Source organism: Streptomyces sp. NPDC000878, from assembly GCF_053599695.1.
Window position 1 is genome coordinate 1 of record NZ_JBSFMT010000103.1, and the last position, 21029, is coordinate 21029.

The 21029-nt window shown below is 69.4% G+C and carries 21 protein-coding genes and 1 pseudogene; 13 read left to right on the forward strand and 9 right to left on the reverse strand.

The window, feature by feature from the left end:
- Positions 1-66: 66 nt before the first annotated feature.
- The 4 genes from ACWDR4_RS45735 to ACWDR4_RS45750 all read right to left on the reverse strand — a co-directional run bounded on the left by ACWDR4_RS45735 (position 67) and on the right by ACWDR4_RS45750 (position 4430).
- The gene (locus ACWDR4_RS45735; protein WP_450417579.1) at positions 67-1437 is read right to left on the reverse strand and encodes a hypothetical protein; all 1371 of its coding nucleotides are present in this window, start codon (positions 1435-1437) and stop codon (positions 67-69) included.
- Positions 1427-2041 carry a DUF6114 domain-containing protein gene (locus ACWDR4_RS45740; protein ID WP_450417580.1) on the reverse strand — a complete coding sequence of 205 codons (615 nt, stop codon included), beginning with the start codon at positions 2039-2041 and terminating at the stop codon, positions 1427-1429. Before ACWDR4_RS45740 ends, ACWDR4_RS45735 begins: the two co-directional genes overlap by 11 nt.
- Positions 2042-2143: 102 nt before the next feature.
- Positions 2144-2779: a DUF6230 family protein gene (locus ACWDR4_RS45745; protein WP_450417582.1), complete on the reverse strand. Its 636-nt coding sequence runs from the start codon at positions 2777-2779 to the stop codon at positions 2144-2146.
- A 670-nt stretch (positions 2780-3449) separates the two neighbouring features.
- Entirely contained in the window at positions 3450-4430 is a 981-nt protein-coding gene (locus ACWDR4_RS45750; protein ID WP_450417583.1) for a tetratricopeptide repeat protein, read from the reverse strand.
- Between the two features lie 205 nt (positions 4431-4635).
- On the opposite strand from ACWDR4_RS45750, the gene ACWDR4_RS45755 reads away from it, so the two are divergent.
- Positions 4636-5286 (forward strand): TetR/AcrR family transcriptional regulator, encoded by a 651-nt coding sequence (locus tag ACWDR4_RS45755; protein WP_450417584.1) that lies wholly within the window; start codon positions 4636-4638, stop codon positions 5284-5286.
- A gap of 2 nt (positions 5287-5288) precedes the next feature.
- On the opposite strand, the gene ACWDR4_RS45760 is transcribed toward ACWDR4_RS45755, so the two are convergent.
- Positions 5289-5924 carry a helix-turn-helix domain-containing protein gene (locus tag ACWDR4_RS45760; protein WP_450417586.1) on the reverse strand — a complete coding sequence of 212 codons (636 nt, stop codon included), beginning with the start codon at positions 5922-5924 and terminating at the stop codon, positions 5289-5291.
- 439 nt (positions 5925-6363) lie between these two features.
- On the opposite strand from ACWDR4_RS45760, the gene ACWDR4_RS45765 reads away from it, so the two are divergent.
- From ACWDR4_RS45765 to ACWDR4_RS45800, 8 genes and pseudogenes are all read left to right on the forward strand, one after another.
- Complete coding sequence (locus ACWDR4_RS45765) at positions 6364-6630, forward strand: acyl carrier protein (protein WP_450417588.1); 267 nt, start codon at positions 6364-6366, stop codon at positions 6628-6630.
- Positions 6627-7409 carry an SDR family NAD(P)-dependent oxidoreductase gene (locus ACWDR4_RS45770; protein ID WP_450417589.1) on the forward strand — a complete coding sequence of 261 codons (783 nt, stop codon included), beginning with the start codon at positions 6627-6629 and terminating at the stop codon, positions 7407-7409. The genes ACWDR4_RS45765 and ACWDR4_RS45770 overlap by 4 nt, the downstream gene beginning before the upstream one ends.
- A gap of 71 nt (positions 7410-7480) precedes the next feature.
- Positions 7481-7978: a hypothetical protein gene (locus tag ACWDR4_RS45775; protein ID WP_450417590.1), complete on the forward strand. Its 498-nt coding sequence runs from the start codon at positions 7481-7483 to the stop codon at positions 7976-7978.
- Positions 7975-8829: an SDR family NAD(P)-dependent oxidoreductase gene (locus ACWDR4_RS45780; protein WP_450417592.1), complete on the forward strand. Its 855-nt coding sequence runs from the start codon at positions 7975-7977 to the stop codon at positions 8827-8829. Before ACWDR4_RS45775 ends, ACWDR4_RS45780 begins: the two co-directional genes overlap by 4 nt.
- Positions 8826-10100 (forward strand): beta-ketoacyl synthase N-terminal-like domain-containing protein, encoded by a 1275-nt coding sequence (locus ACWDR4_RS45785; RefSeq protein WP_450417593.1) that lies wholly within the window; start codon positions 8826-8828, stop codon positions 10098-10100. The genes ACWDR4_RS45780 and ACWDR4_RS45785 overlap by 4 nt, the downstream gene beginning before the upstream one ends.
- Entirely contained in the window at positions 10097-11512 is a 1416-nt protein-coding gene (locus ACWDR4_RS45790) for a beta-ketoacyl-[acyl-carrier-protein] synthase family protein (protein ID WP_450417595.1), read from the forward strand. Before ACWDR4_RS45785 ends, ACWDR4_RS45790 begins: the two co-directional genes overlap by 4 nt.
- Before the next feature lies 1 nt (position 11513).
- Complete coding sequence (locus ACWDR4_RS45795) at positions 11514-12212, forward strand: alpha/beta hydrolase (protein ID WP_450417597.1); 699 nt, start codon at positions 11514-11516, stop codon at positions 12210-12212.
- A pseudogene (locus tag ACWDR4_RS45800) lies at positions 12101-12691 on the forward strand (4'-phosphopantetheinyl transferase family protein); the annotation flags it as partial. The gene ACWDR4_RS45795 and the pseudogene ACWDR4_RS45800, both read left to right, overlap by 112 nt.
- Positions 12692-12736: 45 nt before the next feature.
- Here ACWDR4_RS45800 and ACWDR4_RS45805 read toward each other — a convergent pair.
- Positions 12737-14311: an FUSC family protein gene (locus tag ACWDR4_RS45805; protein WP_450417599.1), complete on the reverse strand. Its 1575-nt coding sequence runs from the start codon at positions 14309-14311 to the stop codon at positions 12737-12739.
- Positions 14312-14347: 36 nt separating this feature from the next.
- Here ACWDR4_RS45805 and ACWDR4_RS45810 point away from each other — a divergent pair, with 36 nt between their 5' ends.
- From ACWDR4_RS45810 to ACWDR4_RS45820, 3 genes are all read left to right on the forward strand, one after another.
- Positions 14348-14803 carry a MarR family winged helix-turn-helix transcriptional regulator gene (locus tag ACWDR4_RS45810; RefSeq protein ID WP_450417601.1) on the forward strand — a complete coding sequence of 152 codons (456 nt, stop codon included), beginning with the start codon at positions 14348-14350 and terminating at the stop codon, positions 14801-14803.
- A gap of 55 nt (positions 14804-14858) precedes the next feature.
- A complete protein-coding gene (locus tag ACWDR4_RS45815; RefSeq protein WP_450417602.1) occupies positions 14859-16121 on the forward strand; it encodes an alpha-amylase family protein in 1263 nt (420 codons plus the stop codon).
- A 107-nt stretch (positions 16122-16228) separates the two neighbouring features.
- Positions 16229-16570, forward strand: a complete 342-nt coding sequence (locus tag ACWDR4_RS45820; RefSeq protein ID WP_450417604.1) for a DUF3817 domain-containing protein — start codon at positions 16229-16231, stop codon at positions 16568-16570.
- Between the two features lie 39 nt (positions 16571-16609).
- Here the strand turns inward: ACWDR4_RS45820 and ACWDR4_RS45825 are convergent, their stop codons facing one another.
- Positions 16610-17080 carry a hypothetical protein gene (locus ACWDR4_RS45825; RefSeq protein WP_450417606.1) on the reverse strand — a complete coding sequence of 157 codons (471 nt, stop codon included), beginning with the start codon at positions 17078-17080 and terminating at the stop codon, positions 16610-16612.
- Between the two features lie 224 nt (positions 17081-17304).
- Positions 17305-17814 carry a MarR family winged helix-turn-helix transcriptional regulator gene (locus tag ACWDR4_RS45830; RefSeq protein ID WP_450417607.1) on the reverse strand — a complete coding sequence of 170 codons (510 nt, stop codon included), beginning with the start codon at positions 17812-17814 and terminating at the stop codon, positions 17305-17307.
- A gap of 224 nt (positions 17815-18038) precedes the next feature.
- On the opposite strand from ACWDR4_RS45830, the gene ACWDR4_RS45835 reads away from it, so the two are divergent.
- The gene (locus tag ACWDR4_RS45835; protein ID WP_450417608.1) at positions 18039-19058 is read left to right on the forward strand and encodes a glycoside hydrolase family 6 protein; all 1020 of its coding nucleotides are present in this window, start codon (positions 18039-18041) and stop codon (positions 19056-19058) included.
- Positions 19059-19073: 15 nt separating this feature from the next.
- Here the strand turns inward: ACWDR4_RS45835 and ACWDR4_RS45840 are convergent, their stop codons facing one another.
- Positions 19074-21029, reverse strand: coding sequence for a galactose oxidase-like domain-containing protein (locus tag ACWDR4_RS45840; protein ID WP_450417610.1), 1956 nt, complete (start codon positions 21027-21029; stop codon positions 19074-19076).

Below are 21029 nucleotides of genomic sequence, written 5' to 3' on the forward strand. Positions count from 1 at the left end.
GGCCCCGCCAACAGCGGCAGGCCGGGCCACAGTCCTCGGTGCGGCTCCCGAACGGGGTGTGTGCACTCAGCTCGTGTACTGGTGCAGGCCGGGCACCGTCAGCGTGCCGCCGAACTGGCCCGCCTGGATGACCTTCACGTTCGTGAAGTAGATCAGGGGGATGTTCAGGGGCGGCGGGCTCTTCGGGCTGAACGTCACCGGGATCAGGCCGAACAGGTTGCCGGAGATGCTCTCCGTGTACATGATCGTCTTGCCGTTGTCGATCGTGGACGTCGAGCCCTTGGCCGCCTGCACGTGGTAGGTCTTGCCCGAGGTGTCGTCGCTGACCAGCTGGTGCAGGTCGCCGATGTCCGTGCCGTCGGAGATCACGTACTTCAGGACTTCCTTGACCGTGCCGTCGGCGGTGCGCACCTTGACGATGCCCTGGTAGTCCGCGCCCTTGAGCAGCAGCGAACTGGCCTCCAGGGTCCACGGGTCGTCGGGCAGCCGGATGGTGTTGTCGACTCCGCCGAGGTCCTCCGTGGCGACCGGGCAGTCGTCCACGTCGGTTGTCGCGCTCGCCGAGGGGGTCGGGGAGGCGGTGGCCTCGTCGGCCGTCTCCTCTGCGGCCTCGGTGGTGTCCTCGGCCGCCTTGGTCGTGTCCTCGACGGTGTCCTTGAGGACCTCGGTGACCTTGGCGGTCGAGTCCTTGACCGTGGTGGAGTCGGTCGTCGTGTCCTTGCTGTCGTCGGAGTCCGTCTCCGTGCTCGCCGCGGGCGACGCGGTCGGCGTCGGCGTGGCGCTCGCGGTGGTGTCGGCCGACTCGGTGGTCTCCGTCGACTCCGTGGACGACGTGTCGCTCGACGAGTCCGTGCCACCCGTGAAGATGCCCGTGATCGCGTCGCCGATGGTCTCCAGCAGGCCGCCGCTCTCCTCGGTGGCGCTCGCGCTCGCCGAGGGGGTGGGCGTGGCCGTGTCGCTGTCGCCGCCGGTGTTGCCGCTGGACGTCGTCCTGCTCGCGGAGGGCGTCGGAGTCGGCGTGGCCTCGTCGTCGGAACCTGAATCCGACGAAGAGTCGCCCGAGGCCGAGTCGTCACCCGACTCGGAGTCCGTGGCGGAGGCCGCCGGAGTCGCCGTCGTCTCGTCGGACGAACTCTCCGAGGAGGTCTCCGACGGGGTGGCCGACGCCGAGGCGTCGTCCTCCATCGCCGCGACGCAGTCCTTGTACTCTTCGGCCTTCTGGCTGTTCGTCGTCGGCTGGTCGTCGGCGTTGGCGAGCGTCGGCGTGAACCCCATGCCCATGAGCACCGCGGTCGGCATCGCCGCCAGGGCTATCGCCTTCCCGGCCGGCATATGGAACCTGGTGAACAGCGGCTTCCTGGGGGCCGCGTGCCGCGGCCCGGTTCTCCCGCGGGACCCGTCCGCATCGGTCCCGTGGGTCACCTCGTCAGCCGGCACTGTGCCTCCCGTTCGCCCCGTTCACCGGGCTCGTTCCTGACAGATCGTTCGGCTCGTCCGACTTGCTCAAGTTCAGTCCGCTCGGCTCCGCCACCGGGTCCAGGTCCGCGCCGTCGGCGGCCTCGGCCGCGACAGGGGACGTGGGAGCCGCAGCGGCGGGGGCGGCATTCGTACCGTTGCCCGCGGGCTCTCCGTACTTCGACTCCGGCTCACCCGGCGCCCAGGCGATGGCCAGCGCGCCGCCGATCATCGCCAGCAGGAAGCCCATGAGGAACCCGCCGAAGTTGGAGACCGGGAGGGACACCAGGGCCAGCAGGATCGCGGCGGTGCCGGCGAAGGTCCGTACGTGCTTCTGGAACCAGAGGCTGATTCCGAGTACGACGAGCAGCACACCGATGATCAGCGACCCGGCGCCGGCCGTCGTCGACATCGCCATCGTCAGACTGCCGATTTTGAGGTCGAAGTACGGGAAGTACATGATCGGGAAGCCGCCGAGGAGGACCAGCAGCCCTGCCCAGAACGGACGGGCGCCCCGCCAGTCGCGGAACTTCCGCTTGAAGACGCGAAGATAGTGCTCGTCCTGCGCGGGCGACTCGGCGTTCATGGAAAACAGCTCCCTGGAGCGGTGTTGCCGTGATGAGTGTTGTTGCGGGTGTGAGAGAGCGAACGGGCGGGGCACCATCGGGCCCCGCCCGTCACTGAGTGCCTAGAAGCACTCGGCGTCGGTGCCCTTCGACAGCTTCATCGAGAGACCACTGAGCTTGAAGGTTCCGGCAGTGGTGGCCCACGCCGTCTGCTCCACGCCCTTGAGCGTCGCCTCGTCGGCCTGCTGGGCGAAGCCGAACTTGCTGGCCCGCCCCTCGTCGAGCTCCTGCTGCTTGACCTTCGGTCCCTTGGTGATGGAACCGGCGGCCACGCCGATGTCGATGTTGCTGAACACCGCATCGGCCTTGAGGTCCTGGACATCGATGTACAGGTTCTCGGCCTTGACCGGGGTCCCGCCCCCGCCGGCTTCCAGCCGGAGAGTGACCGAACCCAGAACCGGGATGTTCGGCGTGACCACGGACTGGCACATGTTGGTGATGTCGGCCGAGTCGAACGCCGAGACCGCGACGGGCTTGATCGACCCACCGGGGCCCACGTCGACCGCGCCGTACTGCGAGAAACCCTTACCTTCGAGCAGGGCCGCCTTCACCTTGAAGGACTGACCGGACACACTGAACGAAGCGGCGAGAGCACCCTGCGCGAGGGCGACACCTATACATGCTGTGGCGGCAACGCTGGGCACCATCACCACAGCGAACCGCTTCCATCTGGTCCCGCCACGCACTTGGGACTCCATATTTCCTCCTTCTCGGACGTACATCTCCTGGCCCTGACTGCCCCATGACGGCGGCTCAGCCGGGCAGGGATGGGAGAAGTGCTACGTCCTCGGTAAGGAGAGCGCCCGCGCTCGACGGCGCGAACAGCGCCCGAATCACCGGCGATCACCCCCGAGCGACAACCACTGGTCGCGCCTGACACACATCACGCACAACCTTGCCGGACAGGCTCCACCGGAAGGCGAAGACCCCCCTGCCCGAGAGCCGGCGCCACTGCCGCCGACTCTGCTCGGTGGGGACCCAACAACTCCCGTTCGCCCGACTGGCTGTCGGGGTACGGGATAGGACCGAGCGTCGCCGATCGTGGTGCATTCTCGCCGCCCGCACAAGGGGGTTCGTTACTGGCTAGTAACGGGCAGATAACCGAGCAGCGACCCATGGGTATTGCTCGACAACGCTGGGTGGCCCTCACGGGGGTGACAAACCGCCCGCTTCCCGCCCCAAACCCGACAGTGCGACGCCTTCGACTTACTCCAAGTAACAGCGGCCGCGATTACCAAGATTTGGTAAAGCGCGACCGCATTGGCACTCGATCGGCAAATCCTTCACGCGGGCAACACCCGTCGCGATGTTTAGCGACAGGTCAGACCACTGATCGGGCACGCGCCCGACACTCGCCCGTCCGACCGGTCAGAACAACGCACGCGCCAGCGCCCGCCGGGCCGCCGCGACCCGGGGGTCGTCCGCGCCGACGACCTCGAACAGCTCCAGCAGCCGCAGCCGTACGGCATCCCGGTCGTCGCCCGCCGTACGCCCGACCGTCTCGATGAGCCGCCCGAACGCGTCCTCGACATGGCCGCCCACCAGATCCAGGTCGGCCGCGGCGATCTGCGCGGCCGGGTCCCCCGGCTTCTCGGCGGCGTCCTTGCGCACCTGCTGCGGGTCGAGATCCTGCACCCGCTGGAGCAACTCGGCCTGCACGAGCCCGAGTTTGGCCTCCGAGTTGCCGGGGTCGTCACTCAGTACGTTCTTGTACGCCTGCACCGCACCGCCCAAGTCCCCCGCGTCCAGGGCCTGTACGGCGGCTTCGAGCAGCGCGTCGTACGGTCCGGCCGGGACGGCCTGGGGGGCGGGGGCCTGTCGGTCACCGGGGTCGACGTCGGCGTCGACGGTGAGGCCGGTCAGACCGAAGCGCTGCTCGGCGACCTGGACCAGCTGGTCGAGGGTCTGCCGGATCTGGACCTCACCTGCGGCGCCCTGGAAGAGGGGCAGGGCCTGCCCGGCGACGACGGCGAAGACGGCCGGAATCCCCTGGATCCCGAACTGCTGCATCAGCATCTGGTTGGCGTCGACGTCGATCTTGGCGAGGACGAAGCGCCCGTTGTACTCGACGGCCAGCCGCTCGAGGACCGGGCTCAGCTGCTTGCACGGCTCGCACCACTCGGCCCAGAAGTCGATGACGACGGGCACCTCGGTGGACCGCTGCAGGACATCGAGTTCGAACCCGGCCTCATCGACGTCGATGACGAGGTCGGCCGGCGAGACGGCCCCTCCCCCACCCTGGCGGGCGGCTTCGGCGCGCGCCTGCTCCGCCTTCGACTTGGCCTCCTGGGCCGCCTTCACCGCGGCGAGGTCGACGACTCCGCTCATGGACATGTTCCGTGGCTGCATGCGTCTATCCTCCCCCGTCCCGCGCGCACATGTGAAAAGCGTAGTGAAAGGCGTACCGAAAAGCGGCCGTGGTCGGCGAACACCGCTTTCGCTACGGGTCGTAGCGTAACGGCAGCGGCAGGCCCCTGTGAAGCGTTCCCCAGTGATCTCCCTCACGACCTCGCGACGACCTCGTGGGACGGAAACCGCCGGTTATGGTCATGCCATGCAGAGTCGTACCCCCGTCGGCCGTACGGGACGCCCCCGCAGCGTCGCCGCGGACACCGCGATCCTGGCGGCGACCCGGGCCGCGCTGGTCGAACTGGGCTGGTCCGGGCTGACGCTGGGCGATGTGGCGATGCGGGCGGGGGTCGCCAAGACGACGCTCTACCGCCGGTGGGCGGGGAAGAACGAGCTGGTGGTGGACGCGGTCGCGGAGCTGTTCGACGAGCTGGAGCTGCCCGACCGCGGTAGCCTCGCCGCCGACATCGAGGGCGTGGTGCTGCAGTTCGCGACGATCCTGGCCCGCCCGGAGGCCAAGAGCGGGCTGATGGCCGTACTGGCCGAGTCGACGGTCGACGACGCGCTGCACGAACGCATCCGCGACTCGATCGTCAACCGCCAGAAACGCCTGGTCCTGGAGGGCCGCGCCCGCGCCCAGGCCCGGGGCGAACTCCCCCCGGAACCGGACCCGGAGACGGCGGCCCGCAACGCGGACCTGATCTTCGACGTGGTGGCGGGCTCGGTCGTCCACCGCACCCTGGTGAGCGCGGGACAGGTGGACGAGTCGTGGGTCCAACGCTTCACGACGCTCCTCCTGGGCGGCCTGAACGCGACGACCCAGACGGCGAACCCGACGACCACACGGGCGCCTTGACCTCACCCCGCCAACCGCGCCCCCACCACCCGCTGCTCCGTATCCCCTCGCCTGGCCCGTCCCCAAGCGGCGCGCCAGGCGTGGATTCGGTGGCGGGGCTGGCCGCAGGCCAGGGCGTAGGAGATCAGTAAGGGCTCCGACGGGAGGCGCAGGCCTGCCAGTACGTCCGCGAGGGTGCTGCGGGGCAGGGGGCCGAAGCCCGAGCCCCTGGCCCGGTCCTGCAGTTCGCGCAGGGACGGGTGGCCGGCGTCGTGTCGCAGGCGGTGCATCGCCTCCAGCAAATGCGCGGGTTCATAGACCAGTTCGAGGCGCCGGCCCCGGCCCCGACGCGGCGCCGACAGCAGCGGCGCCGTGCCGCGGTCCCGCCCTCCGGGCGACGTCGCGCTCTTCTCCCACCTGCTCCGCGCCTCGTGCTCCGCCGCCCCGCACACCGCCGCGTACGCCTCCACGACAGCGCACTTGGGCAGCACGCTCCCGCTGTCGGCCCGCGAAAGGGTTACCGCGGAACAGCCCGGCCGCCCCACGCGGTCGGCCATCTCGCGATAGGTGAGCCCGGAACGCTCCCGCAGCGACCGCAGCCACCGTGCCAGCTCGAAGTACGGGGCCGACTCCGTCAGATCCGCTTTTCGACGTCCCATCACATTCCCCTCCTCGACGCCTCCGGTTCGGTCTTCGCCCGTCTCCCGTTCTCTGACGTTCTCTTCTGTTCTCTTCCGTAAATGATCGAAATTCAATGACAGCGGTCCGGTCCCCCCGGACACCAAACGGAAGGATGGCGGGTGGGGAAGCCATTGGTCCAGAACTCGTGATGGTTGATTCAACCTTGTCCGGAAACCAGAGGAAACAATCCAGCCGCAGGAATCGACTCACGGCATCCGAAGCACGGGTTCGCACAGCTTGCGAGGCCCGAAGGGGCAGGACCGTAAATTCTGGGGAACATTCTGTCCGGCATCGAGGCACAGGTAAGTACTTGCGGCGATCTCGCACAGTCTGCTGGCATGTCCCAGGACCGCACCGATTCGCACATCGGCGACACATGAAGTCACACGTGAAGCCACACATGAGTGGAGGCCCAGAATGGCAGATTCCGCTGTCGAGAAATTCGATGCCCTGGTCGCACTGATTCGGGATGTGAAGCCGAGCCTGAACAGCACGCAGATCACCGCCGAGCATTCCGTCGTGGAAGACCTCGGGCTCGACTCGCTCGACATATTGCAGCTTTCCCGGAAGGTGAACCGCGACTTCGGCGGAACGTTCGACCTGGAGGAATGGGAAAGCGACTCCGACGCCCACCACAGGTCGGTCGGGTCGATTCTCCGGCATCTCGAAACGGCGACCGTGTGAGCGCGGACCCGGGCGGACAGCAGGAGCGCCGACGCGTCGCGCTGGTGACCGGCGGATCGCGCGGAATCGGCGCCGCGATCTGCCGGCGGCTCGCGAGCGACGGGCACTCCGTCCATCTCGTCTACCGCGACGCCGAGGACGCGGCGGAGCGCGTCACCAAGGAGCTCACCGCGGCCGGCCGCCACGTCTTCGCCCACCGGGCCGACGTGTCCGACGAGGCGCAGGTACGCGGGCTCGTGGACACCGTGGCCGAGCAGGAGGGCGGCGTGGACGTCCTGGTCAACAACGCGGGCGTCATCGACGACCGCCTGTTGGCGCTGACCAGGACGGCACAGTGGGACCACGTGATCCGGGTCAACCTCGGCGGCCCCTTCCTGATGTGCCGGGCCGTCGTCCCCCTCATGCTCGAACGGTCCTGGGGCCGGATCATCAACATCTCGTCCAATTCGGTACGTCAGCCCGGCCCCGGACAGACCTCCTACGCCGCGTCGAAAGGCGGCCTGGAGGCACTGACCCGCGGCCTCGCCGCCGAAGTGGGCCACAAGGGGATCCGCGTCAACACCGTGGCCCCCGGCGCAATCCGCACCGATATGACGGCGGACCTGGCCGGCCGGCTGGGAGTCGGCCCCGAAGGGGCGGGCTGGGGTGTGCCGGAGGACATCGCGGGACTCGTCGCATTTCTGGCGGGCGACGAGGCCGACTACATCCAGGGACAGACCTTCACCGTCGACGGCGGCCGTCAGGCCATGCGTGCGCGCGGCTCGAAGAGCAGCGCCTGAAGAAGCGGGGAGAAATGACGGAAACAGCATCCGAGGCCGCCGGTGACGCACCGCCCGCCACTCGGCGCCTCATGTACTGGGAGGACCTGAAAGAGGCCACCCCGCGCCGCCACGGACCGGTCGTCTTCAGCAGTGATCTGCTCGACCAATTGCTGAACCTGCTCGGCGAAAAGCACCCGATCCACGACAGCGGTGCCTTCGCCGAGTCGGTCGACCGGCGCCAGCGCATCATTCCCGGCGGATTCATCCACGCAATCACCTCCGGCTGGGTCGTGCAGCACGGCGGCGCCGGCGCGGTCCTCGGTCTGCGCTCCATGAATTGGGACTACGTCCGCCCGCTGTATCCGGACACCCCGTTCTGGTTCACCACCGAGACCGAGCACAGCGAATTGATCGACGACCGGTGCGGGCTCGTGAAATCCGTGCGACGCGTGCACACGGAAGACGACCGGGTGTACGCGATAGGACGGCTGAGCGTCGTGTTCATGCGGCGTTCGTGGCGCGACACACGAGTCGAGGAACGCACCAGGGCGAAGGCCGGGCAACGTCGGAAAGGGGTCTCTTCGTGAGTTTCGAGGAATGCCGTCCGCTGAAGGACCGGGTCGCGCTGGTGACCGGCGGCTCCCGGGGCATCGGCGCGGGTATCAGCCGCAAACTGGCCGCCTGGGGCTGCACCCTGGCCGTCAACTACGTCGACCGGGCCGGCCCGGCGCGCAGGCTCGCGGCCGAACTGGAGGAACAGGGCACGAAGGTCAGCCTGCACCAGGCGGACCTCGGCGAGACGGCCGCCGTCGCGAGGCTCCTGGAGGAGGTCGGGTCCGTCCACGGCGACCTGAACATCCTCGTGCAGAACGCCGCGGCCACGAAGTTCATCGCCCTGGAGGACGCGACGCCCGAGCAGTGGCAGTTCGTCCAGGACACCAACGCCCGCGCCACCTGGCTGCTGGCCAAGCACGCCATCCCCCTGATGCGGGACCGCCCCGGCGCCCGCTTCATCACCATCACCAACTCCACGACCCAGCGGATCGTGCCGCGCGCCGGCCTCTTCGGCGCCGCCAAGGCCGCCCTGGAGAACCTCACGAACTATCTCTCGTACGAGCTGGCGCCGTACGGCATCGTGGCCAACTGCGTACGCCCCGGCCTGGTGCAGACCGACGTGTTCAACGTACGGCCCGACTTCGCGGGCGGTGTGCTGCACGAGATGGCCGTCACCCCCTGGCGGGACGGGCAGATGACCACGCCGGAGAACAGCGCCGACGTCGTGGCCATGCTCTGCCTCGACGAGGCGAGCTGGATCGCCGGACAGACGATCACCGTGGACGGCGGCTACCAGCTGTGGGGCAACCTCGGCGCCCGCCGCGACCCCCGGGCACGCCAGGACCAGCAGGCACAGCAGCAGCCCGGCCCGGTGCCCTCATGAGCGATACGAGGGATACGCGGGCTGGGAGCGATACGAGCGGTATCGTCATCACCGGTACCGGAGTGATCACCGCCGCCGGTACGGGCCCGGGCCCCGTCCTGGACGCCATGCTGTCCGGGACCACCCTGTTCGCCGACCGGCCCGGGAACGCGTGGCTGCCGTGGCCGCTGGCCGACCTGCGGCTGTCCGAGATCCCCTGGCCCGAGGGCGACACCTGGGCCAACAACCAGAAGTACGCGAGCAGCACCGCCCACGCGGCGGTCGCCGCCGCCCGTCTCGCCGTCGCCGCGTCGGGGGGTGCGGCGAGCGCCGAGGAGGCGGTGCGCTGCGGCACGGTCGTGGCGACGGGCATGGGTGGCGGCGACGAACTGAACGAGGTCATCCCCAAGTTGGCGGTCAAGGCCGAGACCGACCCGAGGCCGCTGGCGAAGCTGCTCTACGACGAGGTGCCCGACTACACGTATCTGCGCGGAATCCCTTCCCAGATAGGCCAGTTCGTCTGTATGGCGGCGGGTTTCCTCGGCTCCAACGTCGCGATGTACGGGGAGTCGGGCGCGAGCGGCCTGGGGACGCTGTCGGCGGCGATGCGTCTGCTGCACGACGGCGAGCTGGACCGCGTCCTGGTCGTGGGGGTCCAACCACCGCTGTCCGCAGCCGTGTTGGCGGCCCTCGACAGTGAGGAGGCGATCGGCGTCCGGGCGGGCGCGGGCGACGGGCCCTTCGATCTGGACCGGGCCGGCGTCCTGCTCGGCGAGGGCGCGGCGGCCCTCATGGTGGAGCGCGCGGACACGGCCCGGGCGCGGGGCGCGACGGTCCTCGCGGAGGTGGCGGCCTGCGAGACGCTGTGCGCGTCCGACCGTACGAGCGCGCTCGATGGAGTGGTCTCCGCCGTACTGGCGGAGGCCGGGCGGCGCCCGGATCTGTGGTGGGCCCACGGCTCCGGTTCGGTGGCGTCGGACGCCGACGAGTGCCGTACGGTCGGCCGGTTCGTGCCGGGCGTACCCACCACGTCGAGCAAGGGCACCATCGGCAACACCTTCGAGTGCGCCGGGCTGATCGACGTAGTGCTGGCGATCGAGGCCCTGGACCGCCAACTGGTCCCACCCGTGGGCCTGTTGCGCAAGCCCGACCCGGCACTCGGCGACATCGACTTCGTGCACGGGACGCCGCGACCCGTCACCGGCTCCGGCAGCGCGCTCGTGACCACGTTCGGCCCGACCCCGCGCTCGACGACAGCGGGGGCGGCCATGCTCACCAGGGGGGTTCGATGACGGACCAGGACCAGGACCAGAATCAGAAGCAGGACCAGGATGTGGTGATCACCGGAATGGGGGTCGTCACCCCCAACGCGGGCTCGGTGGAGTCGTTCTGGGAAGCCAATCTGACCGGGCGGTCCGGGCTGTCGTACGAGCGGCGGATGGATCTGTCGCAGCTGCCGTGCGGCTGGGTCGCCGGGATCATTCCCGACGGGATCAAGAAGTCCGTCGAGGAGCGGGCGGGCGCACCCGGCCGCTCCTGGGTGGACATGCTGCTGCACGCGACCGTGGACGAGGCGTTGCGCGACGCACGGGTCGAGGGCCCGCTGGACCGCCCGGCCGGACTGCTGTGGTCCCGGGTGTCGCCGGGGCCGAGCGGCACCTTTCCGGAGGACTACGTCGCGTACATGAAGACGGTGGCAGCACGCTACAAGGAGCTGGGCGACGACCGGGCGGCCACACTGGAACGCCTGCGGGCCGAACGAACCGAGCGGACCGAACGAACCGCCGCCGAACGATCCGCCACCGACCCCTCCGAGGCGACGACCTTTCCCCACTCCCTCGCACAGCGTCTCGGCACCCCGCTGATCACCATGGGCCTGGAGGCGACCTGCGCGGGCGGGCTGCGCGCGATAGCGGAGGCCGCCCGGCTCCTGCGTACGGGACGGATCGGTCTCGCGGTCGTCGCGGCGAGCGTGTCCCGCAACACGCACTATGTCCTGTCTCAGTACGGGCAGTTGATGGCGCTCTCGCGCTGGAAGGGGGCGGCGGAGCAGGCCTCCATGCCGTTCGACAGCCGGCGTTCCGGCATGGTGATCAACGAGTCGTCGGCGGCGCTCGTCCTGGAGACGGCGGAGCACGCGCGACGGCGCGGGGTGGACACGGTCCACGCCGTGATCGACGGCTGGGGCCTCGCGGTGGACATCAGCCATGTGACCGCGCCGCGCATCGACACGGTGGAGCGGGTCGTCCGGGGCGCGCTCGCGCACGCGGGCGTCTCCCCCGACGACATCGACACGGTCAACGCGCACGGCACGTCGACGCGGCTCAACGACATCACGGAGGCCCGCGCGCTGCACCGGGTCTTCGGCAAGCGTATGAAGGAGATCGACGTCTGCGCGGTCAAGTCCCTTACGGGGCACGGCTCCGCGGCCTCGGGTGTCGTGGAGTCGACGGTCGCGGCACTGACCCTGTGCCGTGGGGTGGTGCCGCCGGTCGTCACCTGCACCGAACCGGACCCGAAGTGCGATGTGAAGACCTCGCTGCACCCGGTCGAGCGGCCGGTGGACACCGTACTGAAGAACTCGTTCGGTTTCGGCGGCCAGTACGCCTCGATGGTGTTCCGCCGACCGCCCAACCCCCGCCGCGCACCGGCGACTTCGGGAGCGGAGCACGCGGGGGCGGAACACTCGGGCGCAGAGCACTGACGTGGAACCCGATGTGGAACTCGAAGTCGAGGTCATCGATCCGCCCGGCAGGCCGTACGCGACCGTGATCTGGCTGCACGGCATGGGCCAGGACTCCGGGTCCCTGGTCCCGGTGGCGGAGCAGTCCGGTCTGGCCTCGCCCGACGCCGGCGTACGTCATGTGTTCCCGCGCGCCCCTCGCCAGTCCCCCGGGCTGGCGGGGGGCGTGCCCGCACGTGCCTGGTTCCGGCAGCGGGTCTTCGCGCTGAAGCACGCGGACCTGCCGACCCTGCTCGCCACCGAACGCGCCCTGCGGAAGCTGGTGTTGGCGGAGTCGGCGCTCACCGGTTCGAAGCGGGTCCTGCTCGCGGGGTTCTCCCAGGGCGCGTCCATGGCCCTGATCACGGCACTGCGCCACCCCGAGCGGCTCGGCGGCCTCATCCTCTACGACGCTTTCCTGACCGGCGAGTTGCCGCTGGCCGACACCCGGTCACCGGCCAACGCCGATCTGCCCGTGTGGATCGGACAGGGCCGCTTCGACTGGATCGTCCCACTGGCGGTGGGCGAGTCCGTACGCGATCTGCTCCACTCATGGGAGCAGCCGCTGTCATGGCACGTGTACTACGACTACCCGAACACCCACGAGCCGTTCAGCGGCGCCGCCGCCGATCTGCGGGCCTTCTTCGACGAGGTGGCGCCGGGCGCGGGCGGACCGGAGTGATCGGCGTCTGGGCCGTTCCGCTCTTCGTGCCCGCCGACCGTGTACGAGCGTGCCGGGCCGTGCTGTCGCCCCGGGAGCGGGAGCGCGCGGACCGGCTGCGCCTGCCGGTCGACCGCTCCCGCTTCACCGTGTGCCGCTGGGCGCTGCGCACCCTGCTCGGCAGCGCGTGCCAACTCCCGCCGGACGAGGTGGAGTTCGTGTACGGCGCCCGCGGCAAGCCCCGCCTCGCGGACGCGCCGGAGGTGCACTTCAACCTCGCCCACGCACGCGGTCTGGCGCTGGCAGCGGTCGCTGACGCACCGGTCGGGATCGACGTCGAGTACACGGAACGCGTACCGGACACCATGTACGAGCTGATCCGCTGCTTCTTCTCGCCCGCCGAGCGCCGACGGGTCCTGGAGCGGCCCGCCGAGGAACACCGGGAGGCCTTCTTCCGCTGCTGGACGCGCAAGGAAGCCCTGATCAAGGCGTGCGGCGAGGGCCTGCTCTCGGTACCGGCCGACTTCGCGCCGCCGGGCCCGTGGTCACTTCTCCCCCTCACTCCTGTGCCCGGCTACCTCGGCGCCCTGGCCGTTCGCGGCGGGCGGGAACACCTCGGCGATCCGTCCGAGGGCGGCATCGATCTCCCTGACGGCCCCCATCTGCACCGCTGCCGGCTGGTACGCGGGTCCTGGCAGCCGTCCGATGCCACGCCGGACGACGGCGACATTGGCGAGCACGGCCTCGACATCGGTGCCCCCGGCCCTCTGCCGCACCTGCCCGGTGAGCGTACGAACCGGCTCGACGCACGCGTGTACGGCGTCGACCGCGTCCGCGAGATGCGGTGACGGCTCGCCCGCCCGAACCCGCCCGAGGAGCGCCCGGTGCGTACGCAGCGGCGGCGCGATCTGGTCGAGGAGTCCGACGGCGTCGTCGAACCGGGCCTGGTGGCGCGGCAGTTCGCCGTCCAGGGAGTCGTCCAGGGAGTCGGAGTCCTGTACGGCTTGCGTGCGCAGGATGTCGGCCAGTGCCGCCAGGGCATCGGCGACCCGACGGCGTACGACGTCGACGGTCCGCACGGGGGCGATCAGCCAGGATGCCGCGACGCCGATGACGGCACCGACGGCGATGGCTTCCAGCCGCTGGCCCAGGATGTCCAGATCGGCCTCGCCGAAGTAGCCGTACAGGAGGGAGAAGGCGGCGGTGATACAGGCGGCCCAGTACGTGTAGTTCAGCGGGCGGAGCCAGGTGGCGAGGGCAAGCACCGTGAAGAGCAGGACGATGGCCCAGGGGTCCCGCGGCCCGAACAGCCCGACGATCCCGGTGGCCGCAGCGGTGCCGAAGGCGGCGCCGAACGTCCGCGTGGCCCCCTTGTACAGCACATCGCCCCGCCCACGGGCGCCGCTGCACACGATGAACGCGGTCAGCACGGCCCAGGTCCAGTGATCCGGATACGCGAGATGCCCGACCAGGAACGCGACACCGAGCGCGATCCCCATCTGGAGCGCCATCCGCGTACTGGGCAGGAGCCGCGCCCACCCCTTCCCGGCGGGCGCGCTCGGCCGAGGCGGGGCGGTAGGGACGGTGGGGTACCGCAGCCGCACCGGCTCGCCCAACCCGGCGTAACCGGCGGCCACTTGGACAACCAAGACACAGCAGGCGGCGATCAGCGCCACGAGCCCCATCCACAGGACATGGCCGTCGCGGGCGGCGGCCGACAGGCCGATCGGCCCCTGGACGACCAGGGTCGCGACGAAGGGCAGGGCCGCGAGGGTGCCCGCGCGGGTGGCGCGCGGCCCGAAGCGGCGGATCCAGAGGGACCCGGCGACCGCGACGGCGAAGAGGGCGTCCCCGGCGACGGTGTGATCGGACATGAGCCGGTCCGCCCAGGCCGCCGCCATCGCGACGGCGGGCAGCACCAGGAAACCGAGGGCTCGGTCGACGAGATCGGCGTCACGCTGGGTCCAGGCGAGGGTCCAGGCGAGGGCGACGGACTGGATGACGATGTCGACATGAAGACGGGCGGCGTCTTCGAGGAGCAGCGCCGAGCCGTAGCTGGCGAGCACGGCGGCCATGATGACCACCGAGTTCCGCAACTCTTCCGGTACGGTCTTCACCATGCCTGAGATAGTAAGCGATAGCGTACTCTCAAGGCTATGGAGACCGCACCCACGGAGACCGAGGCCGCGACCACGACCGCCGACACGGCAGCGGAAGTCCGCCAGGGCGTCACGCGACTGGCCCGTCGCCTGCGAGCAGTGCGCTCACCGGGCACGCTCAGCAACAACAAACTCGGCGTACTGGGCACCCTGTACCGCAACGGCCCGTCCAGCCCAGGCGAGTTGGCAGAGACAGAACGCCAACAACCCCAGTCCCTCACCCGAGTCTTCGCCGAACTGGAGACGGACGGCCTGGTCTCCCGCACCCGCGACAGCCGAGACGGCCGCCAGTCGATCCTGTCCCTCACCCCCGCCGGCAAGGACGCCCTGCGCCACGAGATGGCCGAACGGGACGCGTGGCTGGCGTCGGCGATGACCGAACTGACGGAGACAGAACGCCAGGTGCTCGTCCTCGCAGGACGCCTGATGGACCGCATGGCGGACAGCGACTGAAAGGGCACCACTCGATTTACCACGCAACCCCTTACTAAATTTCGGCGGGAGCCACATGCACTGGTCGGAACACTCCATCTGGTGGCACGTCCACCCGCTCTCGTTCACCGGCGCCGAACGCGAGGCACTGCCCCCAACGGCTCCCTCGATCCCCCGACTCGCCCGCCTGACCCCCTGGCTGGACTACCTGGTGGACCTCGGCTGCAACGGCCTGGCCCTGGGCCCCGTCTTCGCCTCGGAGACCCACGGCTACGACACCGTCGACCACTTCCGCATCGACAGCCGCCTGGGCAAGGAGGCCGATTTGCTGCACTTGCTGGAGCAGGCCCACGCACGCGGCGTACGAGTACTCCTGGACGGTGTCTTCCACCACGTAGGACGCGGCTTCCCCGCCCTGCCGGAACTGGCAGCACACGAACCGGACGGCAGGGCACGCGTCTTCGAAGGCCACGAACACCTGGTAGCCCTGAACCATGCCTCGCCACAAGTAGCCGACTACGTCACGCGGGTCCTGATCCACTGGCTGGACCGGGGAATCGCGGGCTGGCGCCTGGACGCGGCCTACGCGGTACCGCTGCCGTTCTGGCGAACGGTGACGTCAAGAGTGCGGGACCGACACCCGGACGCCTGGCTGACGGGCGAGGTCATCCACGGCGACTACACGGGTTACGTGACGGAGGGCGGCCTGGACTCAGTCACCCAGTACGAACTGTGGAAGGCGATCTGGAGTTCGCTCAACGACCACAACTTCCACGAACTGGCCTGGGCCCTGACCCGGCACAACTCACTCCTGAACACGTTCACCCCCCAGACGTTCATCGGCAACCACGACGTGACCCGCCTGGCCAGCAGACTCGACGACACCCGCCACCTGGAACACGCCCTGGTAGTGCTCCTCACAACGGGCGGCGTCCCCTCCATCTACGCAGGCGACGAGCAGGCGTTCCGGGGCATCAAGGAGGAGCGAGAAGGAGGCGACGACGAGATCCGCCCACCCTTCCCGGCCCACCCCACCGACCTCGCACCCTACGGCGAGGACCACCACCGCCTGCACCAACACCTGATCGGCCTGCGCCGCCGCAACCCCTGGCTGGCCCGGGCACACACAACGGTGACAGCCCTGACCAACGAAACCCTCACCTACACGGCCACCCACGCCGACCACCACCTGGCGATCACCCTGAGCCTCGCCGACCACCCGACACGGGCAGCCCTACCCGCCACGAACTGGCAACTGGCCGCAGGAACCGGCACCCTCACCACCACCGAAGCCGAGCTACCACCCCATGGCTGGCTGATCTGCACACCGAGGGACTGAGGCGAAGGGACCAGGTACATGTCCGCTGTCACGCCCACACTCCCGCACGCCCTTGCGGCCGGGGTCCCCGTGCGGGCCGACACGGGGCACCGGCTACGCTCGAAGCCATGAAAAAGAGCGTCCTGACCCGCTACCGCGTGATGGCCTACGTCACCGCCGTCCTGCTGATCCTGCTGACGGTCGGCGTGATCGGGAAGCGGCTGCTGCACCTGGACGGATTCGACTCCTTCGTCACCGGCGTCGGCATCGCCCACGGCTGGCTGTACGTCCTGTACCTGGTCTTCGCCTTCGACCTCGGCACCAAGGCGAAGATGCCGCTGGGCCGCCTCGCCTGGGTCCTGCTCGCCGGCACCGTCCCGACCGCCGCGTTCTTCGTCGAACGCAAGGTGACCCGTGAGGTGGAGCCGCTCATCGCGAAGGCTCCCGCTCCCAAGCCCGCCGCGGTCTGACAGACCTCCGCGCAGACCTCCGCGCCCGCTTCTTCGCGCCTACTTCGTGATGAAGTGGCACTGCGTGGCACGCAGCTTGCCGTTGACGTGGAACCTGGCACACGCCTTGCCGTACTTCGGCAGCTTCTGCGGCGCGTTGTGCCGCAGCGGGTCCCGCTCGCACTCCGTGTGCGTCACCCCGCGCGAGGTCCGGTAGGTCCTGTTGTCCGTGTCCGCGTAGGTGAAGTCGATTCTCCAGTTGCAGAACTGGGAGAAGGTGGCCGCGACGCCCACGCAGTCGACCCCCGCGAACTGGCTGGTGATCCGCTTCCCCGAGCCCTTGATGGTGTGCGTCAGGAAGCAGCCGACGGGAACCTTGATCCCGGCCCCACGAAGGTCGTAGCTGAAACTCCCGATCGTGGTGGTCCCGGTGGCGCTGGCCCGAGCCGCGCCCGCCGCACCCAGCGTCACGGCGACGGTGAGCGCCGCCGCACTGACGGCGGTCAGCGCACCACGGACTAAGGTCCGCATGTTCGACCCACTCGACCCGCTCGGCCTGCTTGACCTGTTCGACACGACTGTTTCCCCTGCTGTCGACGATCCGGATCGATCCGGATTCCGATCGTCCGGATGACGATCGACGGACACGATCGCACGGGAAACGACGGGTTCACGCAGCCAAGTCGGGCATCAACCAACAAATCACCTTCGGTGACACTCGAAAGTGAAGCCCGGCAGACCTGGCGGCCCGACCCTCACTCCTCGTCGAAATCGCTAGCCGCCACCCGCAACGGCCGCAGCATCGCGAAGATCTCCGCGCACTCCTCCGCGTCGTACGCGCCGAGGCCGAAGTCCATCGCCATCAGGTCGCGGGTTGCCGCGTCGACCGTTTCGCGGCCCTTGTCAGTGATCGTTGCGAGGGTGCCGCGGCCGTCGTTCGGGTTGGGGCGTCTGGCCACCAGGCCCGACTTCACCAGGCGGTCCACGGTGTTCGTGACCGACGTCGGGTGGACCATCAGGCGCTCGCCGATCTTGGACATCGGCAGCTCGCCGGCCTTGGAGAAGGTGAGCAGCACCAGCGCCTCGTACCGCGCGAACGTCAGACCGTACGGCTTCACCACCGCGTCGACCTCCGCGAGCAGGATCTGCTGTGCGCGCATGATCGAGGTGATCGCGGCCATGGACGGGACGTTTCCCCAGCGCCGTTTCCACAGTTCGTCGGCGCGGGCGATGGGATCGAAGGGGAGACTGAGCGGCTTCGGCACGGCACCAGACCTTACCGGCCGGTCATATCGTGGTCAGCCCCGTCTCGCCCTTCGGGCCCGATCCGCGGGCCCTAGGACACCTCCCGCACCTTTCCCCCACATTTCACGCATGCGCCTTCCCCATGCATCCCTTACATCCCTTACATCTCTTGCCCCTTGTGCCACGATTGATCACTGATCATCACCCTCACCCACCGTCCGTCACCTTGCCCAAAGGGGGCAGCATGACCCGGCCGATCCGTACCCTCGCGGTGTTCGCGGCTCTCGCGGTGCTCGGGCTCTCGGCGGGGTGTGGGGCCGCGCCCGAGGTGGGTGAGGCGGCCGTCGTCAGTGGGGTCACCAAAGAGGCTTCCGCTGTCGGCACTCAGGTGTTCTGGGTCGACCCGGCCTCCCCCGCCGCCCGGCAAGTGCGGCTCTGGCAGCGGCAGGGGCGCGAGAAGGAGGCGCGGTTGCTGCGTCGTATCGCCGAGCAGCCCGCCGCGCTGTGGCCCGCCGGGGACGACCCGGTGCCGGTGATCCGGGCCGCCACGCGAGCAGCGGCACGGGACGGGCGTACGACCCTTTTCGTGGCGTACAACATTCCGCACCGCGACTGCGGTCAGCACTCCGCGGGCGGGGCCGGCGGCCCGGGCGCCTACCGGGCCTGGGTCGAGCGGTTCGCCGACGCCCTCGGGGACAGTCCGGCGCTGGTCGTCCTCGAACCGGACGCGGTCGCGCACGTCGTCGACGGCTGCACCCCCGGCGAGTACCACGCCGAGCGGGAGCAGCTGCTCGGTGACGCCGTCGCGCGGCTCAAGCGGCAGGGCCGTACCAAGGTGTATCTGGACGCCGGCAATCCCGACTGGATCGATGAGCCCCGCAAGCTCGTCGAACCGTTGCGGCGGGCCGGGATCGCCCGCGCCGACGGTTTCGCGCTCAATGTCTCCAACTTCCAGACGGACAAGGCCACCAGGAAGTACGGCGTCCAGCTCTCCCGTGCCCTCGACGGCAAGCACTTCGTCGTCGACAGCAGCCGCAACGGGAACGGGCCCCTGCGCGGCGACCGGAGCGACGCCTGGTGCAACCCTCCCGGCCGCGCCCTCGGCACCCGCCCGACCACCCGCACCGGCGAGCCCGCCCTCGACGCCTACCTCTGGATCAAGCGGCCCGGCGAGTCCGACGGCGAGTGCCGGGGCGGACCGGCGGCCGGGCGCTGGTGGCCGGAGTACGCACTCGGGCTGGCCCGCAACTCCCGTACGAGATAAGCCGGTTACGCTCCTTCACCTCACCTGGATCCACTTCGCCTCCGACGGCGTTCCCTTCGCGTCCGTCACGAACAGCATGTACCAGCCGGGCGGGACGAGTGTCCGGTCCTTCGGTACGTCGACCGTCACCGAGGTGCGGTCCTTGCTGAGGGGGAGGTCGATGGAGCGCTGTTCGACGTCCGTGGTGTGGGTGACCGCGCTGGGGCGCATCAGACGGGCCTTCGACACTCGTTCGGGGTGGGCCGTGTCGAAAGTCGCGCGGCCGAGCTTGTCGGTCTCCTGAGGGCCGTCCCCCAGTACGGGACGGCTCTTGCCGTTCTTGTGCAGCGCGGGCGGCGTGAAGATCTCCATGCGCTGCTCGAAGTGGCCGAGCTTGGTGTTCTGCTGGTTGTCGTAGAGCGGGTCGGAGCCGAAGGTGGCGACCCGGCCGTCGGGCAGCAGCAGCGCCTCGGAGTGGTAGTTGCGGCCCACCTTCGGGGAGGCCGCCTCCCGGAACGCGTTCGCCTTGGGGTCGTAGAACTGCGCCTTGAGGATGTTGCTGGCGCTGCGGCCCCGGTAGTCGGCGGAGCCGTTGGACGTGAACACGGTGTCGTCCGGCATCAGGACGCTGTTGAGGTAGCGGGTGCCCTGGGGGAGGTCGGGGCCGGCCTCGAAGGCCGGGTTGTCCTTCTTCAGGTCGATGACGGCCGTGCGGCGCGTCGCCTTCTTCGACTCGCCGACGCCTCCGCCGCCCAGGATCATCACCTTCTGGTCCTGTGCGGGCGGCAGGAGCACGGAGGCCGAAGTCTCGGTCTCGTCTGCGTCCGTCAGGCCCGGCACCTTCTCGAAGGTGTTCTTCTCCAGGTCCCACAGGCCCGGCGCCCGGCCCATCGTCGCGGGACCGTATCCCGCGTTGGACGCCGGGTAGAACAGCTTGCCGCCCTTCGTGAGGAAGAGCGCGGGGTAGGTGGGGAAGTAGCGCTTGGGGCCCGGGGTCCACTTCTTGGTCTTCGGGTCGTAGATCTCGTTGTCCCCGGGGTCGATCGCCCCGACGTCGTCGAGCCCGGAGACGGCCAGCACCCGTCCGTCGTCGAGACCGACCAGCGTCGGGTACCAGCGCGCCTTGTCCATCGGGTCGACCGGGATGTACTTCTCGGCCTTCGGATCGAACTCGTACGCCGCCCTGATCCCCTGGAAGTCCTGCTTGTCCATGGTGATCTTCTCGGAGAGCCCGTACGCGTTGTCCGCGTCCTTGCCCTTCAGGCCGACGATCTCGTACTGGGCCTGCTTGGCGGTGATCGACACGGGTCCCGCCTCGGCCGCCTCGACGAAGACCCGCGCCTCGCTCGCGACGACCTTCGTCACCCAGGGCTGCATGACCCCGGCCGCGTTGTACGTGATCTTCTGCGTGCGCTTGGCCTTGGGGACGGTCACGTCGAAGCGGCTGACGTACTCGACCCCGGCGGGCGAGCGGAACCGGGTGCCCTTCTTCAGGACGATCGGCTTGTCGGGGTTCTCGTTCTTGACGCGCATCCCGCCGCCGGCCCGCTCGACCTCGCCGTCGAGGAGTTCGTAGCGGGCGGTGCCGCCGGCCACCAGGAGCCGTCCGCTGGGGAGTTGGGCGTGTCCGGCGCAGAAGAAGTCGTCCGGGGTGGCGATCCGCTTGAAGGTGTCGTTCCTCGGGTCCCAGAGGACCGTGTCGAACGAACCCTTGTCGAACTTCTTCTGCTCGTTGCCCGAGCCCGCGACGATCAGCACCTTGCCGGTGTGCAGCAGGGCCGCGTGGATGGCGTTGGTGCGGAACTCCTTCGGGATGTCGATCGCGCTCCAGGAGCCGTACTTGGCCTTGTAGCCGGGCTGGGCGATCTTGTACTCGTGGTACCGCTCACCGGCGAAGTCGAGCACGGCGGGCGCGTTCAGACCGGCGAGCAGGGCGACGCCCCCGATGCCCAGGACGGTCTTCTTGGTCTTCTTCGACGGCTGGTAGGCCAT

Coding starts and splice junctions, on each gene's coding strand:
- ACWDR4_RS45740 (WP_450417580.1), bottom strand. CDS start 2,041: ATGAACGCCGAGTCGCCCGCGCAGGACGAGCACTATCTTCGCGTCTTC.
- ACWDR4_RS45745 (WP_450417582.1), bottom strand. CDS start 2,779: ATGGAGTCCCAAGTGCGTGGCGGGACCAGATGGAAGCGGTTCGCTGTG.
- ACWDR4_RS45750 (WP_450417583.1), bottom strand. CDS start 4,430: ATGCAGCCACGGAACATGTCCATGAGCGGAGTCGTCGACCTCGCCGCG.
- ACWDR4_RS45755 (WP_450417584.1), top strand. CDS start 4,636: ATGCAGAGTCGTACCCCCGTCGGCCGTACGGGACGCCCCCGCAGCGTC.
- ACWDR4_RS45760 (WP_450417586.1), bottom strand. CDS start 5,924: ATGGGACGTCGAAAAGCGGATCTGACGGAGTCGGCCCCGTACTTCGAG.
- ACWDR4_RS45765 (WP_450417588.1), top strand. CDS start 6,364: ATGGCAGATTCCGCTGTCGAGAAATTCGATGCCCTGGTCGCACTGATT.
- ACWDR4_RS45775 (WP_450417590.1), top strand. CDS start 7,481: ATGTACTGGGAGGACCTGAAAGAGGCCACCCCGCGCCGCCACGGACCG.
- ACWDR4_RS45785 (WP_450417593.1), top strand. CDS start 8,826: ATGAGCGATACGAGGGATACGCGGGCTGGGAGCGATACGAGCGGTATC.
- ACWDR4_RS45790 (WP_450417595.1), top strand. CDS start 10,097: ATGACGGACCAGGACCAGGACCAGAATCAGAAGCAGGACCAGGATGTG.
- ACWDR4_RS45805 (WP_450417599.1), bottom strand. CDS start 14,311: ATGGTGAAGACCGTACCGGAAGAGTTGCGGAACTCGGTGGTCATCATG.
- ACWDR4_RS45810 (WP_450417601.1), top strand. CDS start 14,348: ATGGAGACCGCACCCACGGAGACCGAGGCCGCGACCACGACCGCCGAC.
- ACWDR4_RS45815 (WP_450417602.1), top strand. CDS start 14,859: ATGCACTGGTCGGAACACTCCATCTGGTGGCACGTCCACCCGCTCTCG.
- ACWDR4_RS45820 (WP_450417604.1), top strand. CDS start 16,229: ATGAAAAAGAGCGTCCTGACCCGCTACCGCGTGATGGCCTACGTCACC.
- ACWDR4_RS45825 (WP_450417606.1), bottom strand. CDS start 17,080: ATGCGGACCTTAGTCCGTGGTGCGCTGACCGCCGTCAGTGCGGCGGCG.
- ACWDR4_RS45835 (WP_450417608.1), top strand. CDS start 18,039: ATGACCCGGCCGATCCGTACCCTCGCGGTGTTCGCGGCTCTCGCGGTG.
- ACWDR4_RS45840 (WP_450417610.1), bottom strand. CDS start 21,029: ATGGCCTACCAGCCGTCGAAGAAGACCAAGAAGACCGTCCTGGGCATC.